12 protein-coding genes are annotated in these 13,482 nt (G+C 60.8%); 11 read left to right on the top strand and 1 reads right to left on the bottom strand.

Translation table 11 applies throughout. From position 1 onward, the window contains the following. The first annotated feature begins 17 nt into the window (after positions 1 to 17). From tssI to C5L10_RS01475, 6 genes are all read left to right on the top strand, one after another. Positions 18 to 2,342, top strand: a complete 2,325-nt coding sequence (tssI, locus tag C5L10_RS01500; RefSeq protein ID WP_105428216.1) for a type VI secretion system tip protein TssI/VgrG — start codon at positions 18 to 20, stop codon at positions 2,340 to 2,342. Between the two features lie 7 nt (positions 2,343 to 2,349). Next, positions 2,350 to 3,411 (top strand): DUF2169 domain-containing protein, encoded by a 1,062-nt coding sequence (locus C5L10_RS01495; RefSeq protein WP_105428215.1) that lies wholly within the window; start codon positions 2,350 to 2,352, stop codon positions 3,409 to 3,411. Between the two features lie 137 nt (positions 3,412 to 3,548). Continuing rightward, complete coding sequence (locus C5L10_RS01490; protein ID WP_172716865.1) at positions 3,549 to 5,105, top strand: PAAR-like domain-containing protein; 1,557 nt, start codon at positions 3,549 to 3,551, stop codon at positions 5,103 to 5,105. Between the two features lie 9 nt (positions 5,106 to 5,114). Beyond that, the gene (locus C5L10_RS01485; RefSeq protein ID WP_105428213.1) at positions 5,115 to 5,789 is read left to right on the top strand and encodes a GAD-like domain-containing protein; all 675 of its coding nucleotides are present in this window, start codon (positions 5,115 to 5,117) and stop codon (positions 5,787 to 5,789) included. Positions 5,790 to 6,036: 247 nt separating this feature from the next. Further along, positions 6,037 to 6,489, top strand: a complete 453-nt coding sequence (locus tag C5L10_RS01480) for a hypothetical protein (protein ID WP_105428212.1) — start codon at positions 6,037 to 6,039, stop codon at positions 6,487 to 6,489. 1 nt (position 6,490) lies between these two features. Beyond that, positions 6,491 to 6,922 carry a tetratricopeptide repeat protein gene (locus tag C5L10_RS01475; protein WP_105428211.1) on the top strand — a complete coding sequence of 144 codons (432 nt, stop codon included), beginning with the start codon at positions 6,491 to 6,493 and terminating at the stop codon, positions 6,920 to 6,922. Between the two features lie 184 nt (positions 6,923 to 7,106). On the opposite strand, the gene C5L10_RS01470 is transcribed toward C5L10_RS01475, so the two are convergent. Next, positions 7,107 to 8,129, bottom strand: coding sequence for a LacI family DNA-binding transcriptional regulator (locus C5L10_RS01470; RefSeq protein ID WP_105428210.1), 1,023 nt, complete (start codon positions 8,127 to 8,129; stop codon positions 7,107 to 7,109). Between the two features lie 166 nt (positions 8,130 to 8,295). On the opposite strand from C5L10_RS01470, the gene iolG reads away from it, so the two are divergent. From iolG to C5L10_RS01445, 5 genes are all read left to right on the top strand, one after another. Further along, complete coding sequence (iolG, locus tag C5L10_RS01465) at positions 8,296 to 9,288, top strand: inositol 2-dehydrogenase (protein ID WP_105428209.1); 993 nt, start codon at positions 8,296 to 8,298, stop codon at positions 9,286 to 9,288. A gap of 146 nt (positions 9,289 to 9,434) precedes the next feature. Then, a complete protein-coding gene (locus C5L10_RS01460) occupies positions 9,435 to 10,358 on the top strand; it encodes a sugar ABC transporter substrate-binding protein (RefSeq protein ID WP_046665562.1) in 924 nt (307 codons plus the stop codon). A 66-nt stretch (positions 10,359 to 10,424) separates the two neighbouring features. Then, positions 10,425 to 11,531: an ABC transporter permease gene (locus C5L10_RS01455; RefSeq protein ID WP_105428208.1), complete on the top strand. Its 1,107-nt coding sequence runs from the start codon at positions 10,425 to 10,427 to the stop codon at positions 11,529 to 11,531. A 1-nt stretch (position 11,532) separates the two neighbouring features. Further along, entirely contained in the window at positions 11,533 to 12,312 is a 780-nt protein-coding gene (locus C5L10_RS01450) for an ATP-binding cassette domain-containing protein (RefSeq protein ID WP_105428207.1), read from the top strand. 10 nt (positions 12,313 to 12,322) lie between these two features. After that, positions 12,323 to 13,453: a Gfo/Idh/MocA family protein gene (locus C5L10_RS01445; RefSeq protein ID WP_105428206.1), complete on the top strand. Its 1,131-nt coding sequence runs from the start codon at positions 12,323 to 12,325 to the stop codon at positions 13,451 to 13,453. Positions 13,454 to 13,482 lie beyond the last annotated feature (29 nt).

The raw sequence follows: 13,482 nt of genomic DNA, 5'->3' as shown, positions 1-13,482 counted from the left end.
TAGACGGGACTTGACGTATGGACGATTTGCAAACCTTTGCCGCCGATTTCATCCAGGCAAGCCGCATTCTGAAGGTCGTTTCGCCGCTGGGCGAAGACCAGCTTCTGCCGGAACGGGTGACGATCGAGGAAGGCGTTTCTTCGCTCTTCGAGATCAAGCTGTCGGCGCGCGCCAAGAAGCCGACGGTCAAGCCGGAAGAACTTATCGGCCGGTTGGTGGATGTCTCGGTCGAGGTGGAGCAGGGCGAAGGAGAAGGCGGCGTGCGCCGTCCGTTCAACGGCCTGGTGACCGAACTCAACGAAGGACCGCCGATCACCCGCGGGTTGCGCTCCTATTCGATGGTGCTGCGGCCGCAGATGTGGCTTCTGTCGCGACGTTCCGATTGCCGTATCTGGATGGACAAGACGGCGATCGACATCGTCGAGACGCTGTTTTCCGAGCACGGCATCCCGGCGCCCGACACGTCCGGCATCGTGACGCCACCGCCGCCGCAACATTATTCGGTGCAGTGGAACGAGACCGACCTTGCCTATCTCACCCGCCGTTTCGAAGAGGACGGGCTGTTCTACTGGTTCAGCCATGAGGACGGCAAGCACAAGCTGCATGTGGGAGACAATGCCAGTTCCTGGCTTGGTCCATCCCCTTCGGCGCAGGGCGAGGGACGGGTCCGTCTGGCGCAGGGCTCCTCCGACCGTAACCATATCAACGATTGGAGCCGGCGGTATTCCTACGTGCCCGGCCAGCGTGCGGGTGCCGACTGGAATTTCGAGACGCCGCGCATGGTGCCCGGCACGATGACGCCGTCGCTGGTGCAGATGCCCGAGGCGATCAAACGCGAGCTTTACGAATACCCGGCCCGCATATCCACAGTTGCTCAGGCCGAGCGTGCCGAAAAGCTGCGCATGCAGGCGAGCGAGGCCGATCACGACCGCGTCTCGAGTTCGTCGACATCGCGCATCCTCGAAGTCGGGCGTCGGTTCACGCCCTACGAAGTGGCCCATCCGGACCATGTCTACGAGGAGCATGTGGTGACCAAAATGACCCAGAAGGTCGTCGATCGCTCCTATGAGACCAATACGAACGAGCCGGAATATACCAATACGTTCGAAGCGACCCCATCCCGCGTGCCGATGACGCCGCATCGGGAAACCAGGCGTCCCCGGATCGAAGGAACACAGGTTGCGATCGTCGCGGGGCCGGCCGGCGAGGAAATCCATCCCGACCAGTACGGCCGCATCAAGCTCTGGTTCCCCTGGGACCGCAAGGCGAAGAAGGACGGCTCCGACACCTGCTGGGTCCGCGTGGCGCAGAACTGGGCCGGCTCCGCCTGGGGTGGACAGGTCATTCCGCGCATCGGCATGGAAGTCATGGTCGCCTTCATCGACGGCGATCCGGACCGGCCGCTGGTCACGGGCGTCGTGCCCAATCCGTCAAACGGGGTGCCCTACGACCTGCCGGCCAACAAGACGCGCATGGTGATGCGTTCCAATACCCATAAGGGCAACGGCTTCAACGAGATGACGTTCGAGGACGATGCCGGCCGGGAGAACATGTTCTTCCATGCCCAGAAGGACCAGACCACCCGCGTCCTCAACGACCGGACCAAGCGCGTCGACAGGCACGAGGTCTCGGCGATCGGTTCCAATCGCACGGTCGAGGTGGGCGGCAACCAGAAGCATGAAGTCGGCGGCTCGATGAACACGGTCGTCGGTGGCACGGGGCCTGCAGCAATGGCGCTAATGTCCGCGGTGCAGGGGCTTGCCGGCCAGACTGCGACGCTTCTTGGCCAGGCAGGTCAGATCGCCGGCGGCGGCGGACCGGGCCTTGCCGCATTCGCGGGTACGCTTGCTTCCTCGGCGCTCGGCTTCTTGAGTGCCGGCGGTCTCGGCAGCCGCCAGGGTATCGTTTCCGGCCCGAGCCCGCGGGCTGACGCGGGCACCGCACTGGCGGGCTCCGGCACCGGTGTCGGCGATGCGGCCTCAAGCCTGTTCCCGCTGCCCGGAATCATGAACACCATTGTCGGCTCCTTCAAATCCGACACGGTGGGCGTCGCCAGGGTTGAACAGATCGGCGTAAGCAAGGTCACGAATGTCGGGCAGACGTCTCTCGAAAAGGTGGGTAAATTCAAGAAGGTGATCGTCGGCGAGGAATTCGTCATCGAATGCGGCGCGTCCAAATTCATCATGCGCAAGGACGGCACCGTCATCATCCTGGGCACGCATTTCAACTTCACCGCATCCGGTCCGACGCAGATCAACGGCAAGGTTGTCGACCTGAACAAGCCGGGCGGAGGATTTTCGGAGGCATCGCCTACTTCGTCCGACACGACAGCAAAGGGCTGACGCTCCGATGTCGGTCGATAATCGCACGCCTTTCCCAGCGCTCGCGTTCCGGCAGTACAATCTCGCCGGTGATTTGCTGGGCGTTGTGGTGGCGCGCGGCACGTTTCGCCTCAGCAAGGACGGTCCTCTGGTTCTGGATAATGTCCAGAGTCCTCTAGTGATGTCGGACACCTATGATGGTGATCCGCACCAGACGCCGCAGGTGGCTTGCACGGATCTGGCACCCTTCAAGCCGGGCACAGACGTGACCTTCATCGGCGCCGCTTTTGCGCCGGGCGGCGTGGCAGCTTCCTCGTGGACATGCGGCCTGAAGGTTGGCCCGCTTCAAAAGCGGCTGCGGGTTTATGGGCCGCGTTTTTGGCGTGCGAAAACCCGCAAGACCTGGCGTGGGCTCATCGACCGCGAGAAAGAGGATGTCATCGCCGGCTGGGACCTTACGGCGGGCGAGCCCGTCACCCATGTTCCCATCGACTGGCGATTTGCCTTCGGTGGAAGGATGGAAGATGGGGAGGTGTTCGAGCGGAATCCGGTGGGGATCGGACTTGTCGACGAAACCCGGTTTCGCGAAAGACCTGAATGGCGTGCGCCGCAGATCGAGGACGCGGATGTGCCCATTCACTCCGTGAGCGACAGGCCTGCGCCTGCAGGCCTGGGTCCGATTTCGCCTTTCTGGGAGGACCGGATCAACAAAGCGGGCACCTATGACGACGTCTGGCTGAAGAAAAGGCATCCGCTGCTGCCGCAGGACTTTGATCTCTCCTTCTGGCAGGCGGCGCATTCTGATCTGGTGGCCAATCCCTGGCTGGAGGGCAGCGAGGCATTCGAGCTGGATCACCTCCTGCCGGGCATGGATGTGTTTCGCGGTCGTCTGCCCGATGTCCGGCTGGAGGTCACGATCGACCAAGGCAAGGGGCCGGCGCGTGGCGCGATGGTGCTCGATGGCGTTCATTTCGACATGCGGCCTGGGGTCGGGCGTGTTTTTCTAACATGGCGGATCGGCTTCCCCTGGCCTGAACGTCGCGGGCTGCCGCGTCTCGCCTTTGCAAGTTCCGCTCAGGGAGTGGCTTGATGGGCGATAGGCAATTTCCCGACCCGATCTACGACGCGGATTTTGCCGCTCTTTATGGGTTGCCACCTGGAACGAGGATCATCGGGCCGCCGATATCGGGCACGCTGATCACCAAGGCGCCGGATGGCCGCAGTCCGATGCTCTACTACGACGGTCCTTGGCCGCCTCCCAAGAAAGAGGAGGAAAAGCCGGCAAGCCAGCCGCGTCCCGCCGCGCCCGCGCCCGCGCCGCCCGAAATCATACCGGACAACAAGGACGCGCTGGCACTCAGTCTTTCGCCGGATGTCTGCCGGGCTCCGGACAAACCCTGTCCCTTTCCGGCTTGGGGCAAGGCCGACGACGACACCAATTATTCGCCGGACGTCTTTGCCAACGGCGAGCGCATCAAACATCACGAATCGAAGTTTTCGCGCTGCTACGGCGATGAGCCGGGGGTCGGGCTCGGATGCAAGTCCGGGACGGTCGGGGATGTGGTCGAGCCGGTTACCTCTTCGCCGATCCTGACCGTCAACGGAAAGCCTGTCCAGCGCCATGCAGACCTCTGCACGCTCAACAATGGCAATACCGATGGCGAATATTGCTACGTTCGTGCAACGGATATCCAGCCGCCGCCCAACGCGACGGACGGGCAGGACAAGGCGTGGTACGAACAGGCGGCCGGCGATTTTTGGAGCGGAATGACGGCAACATCGGACGAAGCGGCGCTTCTGGACGGGGCTGTGAAAAAAGCCGGCCAGTGGTTCGAAAACCCGTCGCAGTTCCTTGATGATGTAAAAGGTGCCTATGACAGCATCCCGACCGGCGCCGAACTTTGGCAGGGTGCGCAGAACATAGGGTCCGGCCTCCTGAATGTCGGCGAGCAGGTCGTTAATGACCCTATCGGAAGTGCGAAATCCGCCGGCGGATGGGCCGTCGATCAGGTCGAAGGGGCCATTGATAGCGTCGAGCAGGGCTACGAGAAACACGGCGTAGCCGGTGCTGCCGGCGCTGGCGTCGGCGTGCTTGCGAGCATTTTTTCTCCGGGCAAAAAGATCAAGGCCTTGAAGGAAGCCGGCGAAGCACTCGAGGAGGCGGGCGACGCGGCAAGCGCGATCCATAAAGCAGAACGCGCGGAAGACGCGGTCGATGACGCCAACGTTCCCCAGCGTCACAATCAAGGCGAAAACGCAGACGGCAAGGATGGCGGGCGGGTCACCCGGAGATTCCAGGTGGAATGCTTCGACGTGCCCGACAAACTGAAAGGCAAAACGGAGGAATACAAGCGGCAGCTTGCCGAGCAGATGGACTATATCAACAACAACATGACCGCCGACGACATGGCCTATTCCCATTGGGTATTGGACAAGGCCGGCGGTACCGAAGCTCTTCGGCAGCCGTATCTCCAGCAAAAACATCGAAACCTGTATAAGCAGTATCTGCGCTCGCAGGGCCAGACAGAGGCACAGATCGCCGACGCGGTCGAGGGCAAAGCGGCCACTCATTTTCTGGATATGATTGCAGGCGGAAATCCGGCGATATTTTCCACCGATGCGGCAGGCAATCCTGTACTGGGCGATTCGGAGGTAAACTCCTACATAGGAAATCAGTGGACTCAGAAGAGCCGGGCGGCTTCTCTGAAAGAGGAGGCCGAACAGATGCGAAATTCCGGTCGATCTGGCGAAAAAATGAATGTCGAGTTGAAGGTTTGCGAATAGGGCTTCGAGATGCACGAAAATTTCAAATACTACCTGGACAAATACAACCCGGCCCTTGCGGGAGAAAAGCCTGATCCAGCGGTCATTTCCCGCCTGTCCGAAATATACCCCGCATCCCTGGTCGAATTCATATCGGAATATGGGTTTCCTTCATTTCACGGGGGCCTTTTTCAGCTTTGCGACCCTGAAGACTTCAAGAGCGTTCTGGCGCTGATATTCAAGGCGGACCCGGACTTCAATCATCATGAATGCCATGTCGTTGGGTATACGGCTTTTGGCCGGTTGCGATGCTGGTCTCCAAAGTTCTTCGAAGTCGATATCGAGCTGCCGTTGGGAACCCTATATTGCCCGCCGCTGACGATCCCCGGCTGGCAGCAGAAGGCCTCAGCCGATCATGTGGCAAGCGGAATGGTACCGGATCGCGAGGATGCGGACTTCCTGGATGTCAACGGCGAGCCAATGTTCGATCGCTGCGTTGCCGCCTACGGAGCGCTCAAGAAAGGCGAATGCTTCGGCTTCGTGCCGGCTTTGGCAATATCCGGGGCATTTGGTCCGCTTCAACGGGTTGAGAACATCAAGCGCTTGTCGGCGCTCGAACACTTCAGCATTCTTGCTCAACTTGACGAGTTCAGCCTGATGAAGATTACCCCGAGTGATGTGGTGCCTGTTCGCCGCATAGGGTAAGGCGCCGTTGACCCGAACAGGCGGACGAAAATCGGTTATGGGTGCGCTTCGCCCCCCTGTAGATCGGGGAGCTTTCAGGAACTTGGCCTCGGCGATACTGGAACAGTTTTCAGATTCTCGGTCTCACACAATGGCGACGCTGAATTAAAAGTTGGATAAATCCCGCCGTGGGCGATGTTGCTATGCATCAGCTTTCGGCGGGCAGACCTCATCTCTATCTGCCCCCCTTAACGCAATGAGGAGCTACATGAGGGAGAAGAAAACCCTGCGCACCGATCTGGCCGAGAAGATCGATGGTGTGTTGCGAGAGGCGGGAGCAAAAAACCGCGAGGGCAATGTATCGGAATCGATCGCACTTGGTCTTTCGGCATGGTCGCTTTTGCCTGCTCCACAGGAGCAATGGGATTTCTATCCGCAGATCATGTCGCGCAGCTTGGTTACGAAATATGCCGCTGTGGGGGATGCTGCAGGTGTCAAGCAATGGATCGATACGACCTATCGGATGTACGACGATCCCGAGCATCGCGACCATCTTGTACTGATGCTGGAGGGCCGCTCGCTCTATCAGCTCGGTCTGACTTTTGAGGCCTATGACATCTTTGCCAAGGTTCACGAGCTTTATGGACGTGAGGGGTTTGCCGGCGAAGATATGTCCTATCTCGAGTTTTATCTGAAGGAACGCGCGCAGAAAGAACTGTGACATGGAAGAAGAACTTCCGGATGAAATTCATGACCGCGTCACCGATTTGTCGGAACAGGGAAACGATATGCTGGATGCGGGCAATGCCGATGGTGCGATTGCGGTCTGGCGCTCGGCCCTGACTCTCCTACCGGAGCCAAGACAGAAATGGGATGCCACGATGTGGCTCTATGCCTCTATCGGCGATGCGCAACAGCAGAAAGGCGAGACGGAGGAAGCGCTCTCCTCCTTCCACCAAGCCGCCGCCAGGGCTGACGGTTATGCGAACGGCTTCGTGCAACTTGGCATCGGGACGTGCCTCTATGACCTTGGTCGACTGGAAGAGTCTACGGATCCGCTTCTGCGGGCGTATATGGCAGAAGGCGAGGAGATTTTTGAGGATTCCGAGCCAAAGTATCTAGACTATTTACGCAAGCGGAAACTGCTCGATTAGCGCGTGGACGCGAAATGACCGAAGAAATCGGACAGGTCGGACCCAGTCTGCTTACTTATCACGAGCGACCCCGCGGAAAGGATGGAGTTTGTCCCATTCTGGGATCATCTGGAGCCGTGGACGTCGATCGCCATGGGGCGTAATTAGGGGTTATGACCCGCATGCTTACTAGAGACCGTGGGGTCTAAGCGCTGTGTCGCGGTATCAGTCTTCCCGTAAAAAGGCGATTGAGATCCCGTTCTTCCGGATCCGCCAAAACTTTGACGAGGTATTCAACCATTTCCGTAAGGGGCTGCCGATAGGTGGTGAGGCGGTAGTTTGGATTGTCCGCCTGGGGCACGTCGTCAAAGCCTGTAATGGCGATATCCTTGGGAATTTCCAGTCCCAGCTTGTGCCGAATAACGTCACTTGCCCCCATTGCGAGTGCATCATTCTCGCAGACGATTACATCCGGCAATTCTGATGGCCCTCGACGGCTTAGCGTTTCCATCATGATAGTTCCGGCCAGCGCGGGATCATAGGCAGGAACCGTCACCGACTCGGGTTGGAACGAGAAATGTTTCCCCCAGTATTCCAGGAATGTTTCTTTCCGGAGCAGATGTGCCGAATAGCTTTGCGGCCCAGCAAGGAATAGAGGGCGCCGGTATCCGCGTTGATGCACGTAACGCGCCAGTTCTGTCATTGCTCCGACATCATCGACCGCGATCGAGATGGTGTTCGGATTCTCCGAACTACGGGCGAAGACGATCAGCTTGCGGAAGCGGCGAGCCTGGAGCGCGGTTTCCAGCACGTCGTCGTCAAACTGGATGCCGATCAGGATTACCGCGTCGACGCGCCGCTGGCTTGCATTCAAAAGCGCATGGCCAGCATCGTCTCTGTTCAGCGTATTTACCAGCAGGATGTCCCAGCCCTCGCGCCGCAGGATACGAGTGAGGTGCTCCATCATGACCAGCTTGTGCGGATTGGCGAAGTCGTCGATCAGCAGCGCTACCAGGTTGGATCTGTCCGAGGCGAGGCTTGCGGCACGCAGATCAGGCAGATAGCCGAGGCGTTCTGCCGCAACCATCACCTTCTGGAGGCTTTTCGGCGAGATGGATGCATCTTTGCGGAAGGCGCGATTGACCGTCCAGCGCGACACGCCTGCGGCGATTGCGACATCGTCCGCCGTGACGTTTTCGGCAAAAGGGGGTCTCTTTTCGTTTGGCATTCCGATCTCCCGACTCTGTTTTGTATTGCTTTAGCCTCCATTGATAGCGCCTTTTTCCTTTATCCCATCTTTTTTGCTCGCGGGAGCAGATTTTTCTTGCTCGCGCGAGCAAATGTAGAGATAGTCCGTTTCAAGGCAGCGGGAGGCCGCTTTCAGGAGGATGTCAGTGCTGAGAATTGGACTGCTCGGTGCCGGCCGTATTGGCCGTGTGCACGCCATTAATATTGCCGGTCATGCCAGGAGCGAACTGGTCGCCGTGTCGGACGTCAACGAAGAGGCTGCGCAATCTCTGGCCAGCTCCTACGGTGCGAAGGCACTCAGTTCCGAGGCGATCCTCAAGGACACCTCGATCGACGCAGTGCTGATCGCGACCTCTACCGATACCCATTCCGACCTGATCGAGGAGGCCGCGAGGGCCGGCAAAGCCGTACTTTGCGAAAAGCCGGTGGACCTCTCGCTTCAACGGGCCCGGGCATGCTTGGCGGTGGCTTCGGCCACCGGCGTTCCGGTCATGATCGGCTTTAATCGCCGCTTCGATCCAAATTTCGCAAGGGTCAAGGCGGCATTGGACGCCGGCGAAGTCGGCAAGCCGGAATTGCTTTCGATTACCTCGTTCGACCCGGCTCCGCCGCCGGTCAGCTATATCAAGGTGTCGGGCGGACTGTTTCGCGACATGATGATCCACGACTTCGACATGGCGAATTTCTTGATGGGAGACGCGCCGAAGACCATTCACGCGACTGGCACGTCGATTGTCGATGCCGAAATCGGCGCGGCCGGCGACGTCGATACCGCCGTCGTGACGCTGACCTACGCCGACGGGCGCATCGCAGTTATCAAGAACAGCCGCCGCGCCGTCTACGGTTATGACCAGCGCGTCGAGTTGCTGGGCGCTGAGGGACTGCTGTCGGCGGCAAACGTGCTCGAAAACACGGTGTCCAAGGCGACGAAGGCCGGCGTGACAAGCGCCAAGCCAGAGTTCTTTTTCCTAGAGCGCTATATGCGCGCCTATGCTGCGGAATGGGATGCCTTCCTGCACGCCATTCTCGACGGTGCCCCCATCCCGGTCCCGCTGGCGGACGGCGTTGCGGCGCTGGCGATGGCCGAGGCTGCGACCCAATCGGCACGGTCTGGCCAATCGGTCGATCTGGCGCCTTAAAACATCAGCGCGGTGGCCGTGGCCATCGTGCACGCATTGCCGCGGCGCACGGGAGGTGTCGCCGCCGGCTTTCGGTTCCGGCCTGCCTGGCCGGAGGAATGGACGTACGGGAGTGACGTCCAAGGGGACTTAATCGGGAGGTTAGCATGAAGAAATTATTAGCATCCGTCGCCATCGCCGCGGTAGTCGCCATGGCCGGTCCGGCCCTTGCAACTGACATCATCGTCGTTGCTCACGGGCAGGCGAACGATCCGTTCTGGTCGGTGGTGAAAAACGGCGTCGAAAAGGCGGCCAAGGACACAGGCGTTAAAGTCCAGTTCCGCTCGCCGGAGACCTTCGACATGGTCCAGATGGGCCAGATGATCGACGCCGCGGTCAACCAGGACCCCGATGGCCTCGTCGTCTCGATTCCTGATGGCGACGCGCTGGGTCCGGCGATCAAGCGCGCAGTTGCCGCCGGCATTCCGGTCATTTCCATGAATTCCGGTTCGGATGTCGCGCATAAACTCGGTGCGTTGCTGCATGTCGGTCAATCGGAATTCGACGCCGGAAAGATCGCCGGCCAGAAGCTTGCCGAGCTCGGCGGCAAAAAGGCCATTTGCGTAAACCAGGAAGTCGGCAACGTTTCGCTCGACCTGCGTTGCGCCGGCTTCAAGGAGGGTTTTGGCAAGGCAGTCAAGGTGCTCCCGACCTCCAACGATCCGGCGGAAGTCGAAGCCAAGGTGCGCGCAGCGCTGGAGTCCGATCCGGACTTGAATGTAATCCTGGCACTCAACGCCTCGCTCGTTGGCGAGCCCAGCGTCAAGGCGGCGCAGGCGGTCGGACGCAACGGCGTGTTGATCTCCACCTTCGACCTTTCGGCCGGCTTTCTCAAGTTCATCGCGGACGGCAAGGCGGCATTCGCAATCGACCAGCAGCAGTTCCTGCAGGGCTATCTGCCGGTCGCCTTCCTCGCGCTCAATGCGCAGTATGGCCTTGTTCCAGGCGGCGACGTTCCGTCCGGACCGAACCTCGTTACCAAGGAGGCTGCCGCCAAGGTCATCGATCTTTCGGCCAAGGGCATCCGTTAACCGCAGTTGATTGCCGGGCCGCAGCGTTCCACGTCGCGGCTCGGCCACCGATCAGGAGACAGGTCAATGTCGACAGAAACGCTGGCGCGAGCGGACGAACGGATCAAAACCGAGTCCTTCGCAACGAAACTCATGAAGCGGCCGGAACTGGGGGCGATCGGAGGGGTCGTTCTCGTCACCGTGTTCTTTTTCCTGACCGCAGACCGCACCATGTTCACGCTATCCGGGATCATGAACTTCATGACCCCGGCCGCACAGCTTGGCATTCTCGGCATCGCCGCGGCCATGCTGATGATCGGCGGCGAATTCGATTTGTCGATCGGCTCGATGGTGGCCTTTGCGGGCATGGTCTTTGGCGTCTTCGTCGTCAATGTCGGCATGCCGCTCATCATCGCGATACCATTGACGATGGGGCTCGCCGCGGCACTTGGCGTGACCAACGGGCTGATCGTGCTGCGCACCGGGCTGCCTTCCTTCATCGTGACGCTGGCCGGTCTTTTCGTGCTGCGGGGCGCATCACTGGTCGGCCTGAAAATCTTCACCGGCGGTTCGACCCAGCTGCGCGGTATCCGCGAAGCGGTCGAGGGCGATTTCCTGGCGCCGATCTTTTCCGGCGATGCCTTTGGATTTATTCTGACATGGATGGCAAAGGCGGGTCTTGTCGACAGCTTCAAATCCGGCGTGCCAAAGGTGCCGGGCATCCCGGTCGAGATTATCTGGTTTATCGTCTTCGCGCTGGTCGCAACCTATGTCCTGCTGCGCACGCCGGCCGGCAACTGGATTTTCGCCACTGGCGGTGACGCCTTGGCGGCGCAGAATTCCGGTGTGCCCGTACGTCGGGTCAAGATCTCGCTGTTCATGCTGACGGCCATGGCCGCCGCGCTCGTTGCCATCATCACTGTGATCGATGCCGGTTCCACGGATGCCCGCCGCGGCTTCATGAAGGAGTTCGAAGCGATCATCGCCGCGGTCATCGGCGGCTGCCTCCTGACCGGCGGCTACGGTTCCGCGATCGGTGCCTTCTTCGGTGCGATCATCTTCGGCATGGTCACCATCGGGCTGACCTATACCCGCTTCGATCAGGACTGGTTCCAGGTGTTCCTCGGCTCGATGCTGCTGCTCGCCGTGATCTTCAACAACGTCATCCGCCGACGTGTGACCGGGGAGCGCTGAGATGTCCGCCCCTATCATCCATATGGAAAACATCAAAAAGCACTATGGCAACGTCATCGCGCTCAATGGCGTGACCTTCGACCTGCTCGCCGGGGAATGCCATTGCCTGCTCGGCGACAACGGTGCCGGCAAGTCGACCTTCATCAAGACCATGTCGGGCGTGCACAAGCCGACCGAAGGCTCCATCACTTTCGAGGGAAGGCCGCTTTCCTTCGACAGCCCGCGCGACGCCATGGAGGCCGGCATCGCCACGGTGTTCCAGGATCTGGCAATGATCCCGCTGATGTCCGTCACTCGCAACTTCTTCATGGGACGCGAGCCGACCAAGGGGCGGGGCCTGTTCAAGCGCTTCGATATCGACGCCGCCAACGAGATCACCATGGCAGAAATGCGCAAGATGGGCATCAACCTGCGCGGTCCCGACCAGGCGGTCGGCACGCTTTCGGGTGGCGAGCGGCAGACGGTGGCGATTGCGCGTGCCGTTTATTTCGGAGCCAAGGTGCTGATCCTCGACGAGCCGACCTCGGCGCTTGGGGTGCGACAGACCGCCAATGTGCTTGCGACCATCAAGCGCGTGCGTGCTCAGGGAATAGGCGTCGTGTTCATCTCCCACAACGTCCGCCATGCGCTTGCCGTGGGCGACCGCTTCACCGTGCTCAACCGCGGGCAGACGCTCGGCACCGCTACGCGCGGCGAAATCACTGCCGCCCAGTTGCAGGATCTGATGGCCGGCGGCCAGGAAATGGCCGAGCTCGAAGGCTCGCTCGGCGGAACGATCTGAGGTAGCCCGAATGGATAAATCTTCACTGCCTCAAACTCCGCTCGGGGTCGCCCTCATCGGTACGGGCTTCATGGGCAAGTGCCACGCCATGGCCTGGCGCAACGTCGCCGCGGTATTCGGCGGCGCGCATCACCGGCTTGAGATCCTGTCGGATGCCACGCCGGAGAGTGCCGAGGCCTTTGCCCGCCAGTTCGGCTTTGCCCGCGCCTCCGCGCGCTGGGAGGAAGCGGTAACCGATTCGAAGGTTGACATCGTCTCGATCACAGCCCCGAACGGGATGCACCGCCCGATGGCCGAGGCGGCGCTCAGGGCCGGCAAGCACGTGTGGCTGGAAAAACCGATGGCGCTAACGCTCGCAGACGCCGAGGCGATGGCGGCGACGGCGGCCGCATATCCGGGCCAGGTGACCATCCTCGGCTACAACTATCTCAGGAGCCCGGCCTTCCAGGCGGCGCGTGGCCTGATCCGCGACGGCGCGATCGGGCGGGCGGTCGCCTTCCGCGGCGTCTATGATGAAGACTATTCGGCCGACCCGCTCCTCCCGTGGTCGTGGCGGATGACTCACGAGGGTGGCGGACTGGGCGCACTCGGCGACCTTGGCTGCCACCTCGTGAGCCATATGCTGGCGTTGATGGGGCCGGTCACCGATGTGGTCGCCCAGACCCAGGTCACCATCCCCACGCGCCCCTCTCCGGATGGGCCGAAACGGGTCGAGAACGAGGACAGTGCTCTGGCGCTCCTGCGCTTCGCCTCGGGTGCTCAGGGTTCGTTTGCCACCTCCCGCGTGGCGCGGGGCCGCAAGTGCCGGCTGCAATGGGAAGTGCATGGCAGCGACGGCACGATCGTGTTCGATCAGGAGAACATGAACGAATTGTGGGTGCATCGAGTTGGCGAGGCCGGCTTCGTGCGTCATCTGACCGGACCCGGGCAGCCGGACTTTACCGCCTTCTGTCCGGCGCCGGGACACAATTTCGGCTTCAACGAGCAGAAGGTGGTCGAGGCGCGCGACCTGCTGGTGGCGATCGCTGGCGGTCGGAACTCAGGTCCCGATTTCGCCCAAGGGCTGGACATCGAGAAGGTCATTCACGCTATGGCTGCCTCGAATGGCGCTGTGATCCGCATCGAAAGCCAGAAAACGTGAAGGGAGCGCGTGATGTCGTCGGCATCCGG

The sequence above is a fragment of the Neorhizobium sp. T6_25 genome (genome assembly GCF_002968555.1).
Lineage (GTDB): Bacteria > Pseudomonadota > Alphaproteobacteria > Rhizobiales > Rhizobiaceae > Neorhizobium.
Note: the sequence above shows the minus strand (reverse complement) of the source record. Positions and strands in the feature narration are given on the sequence as shown.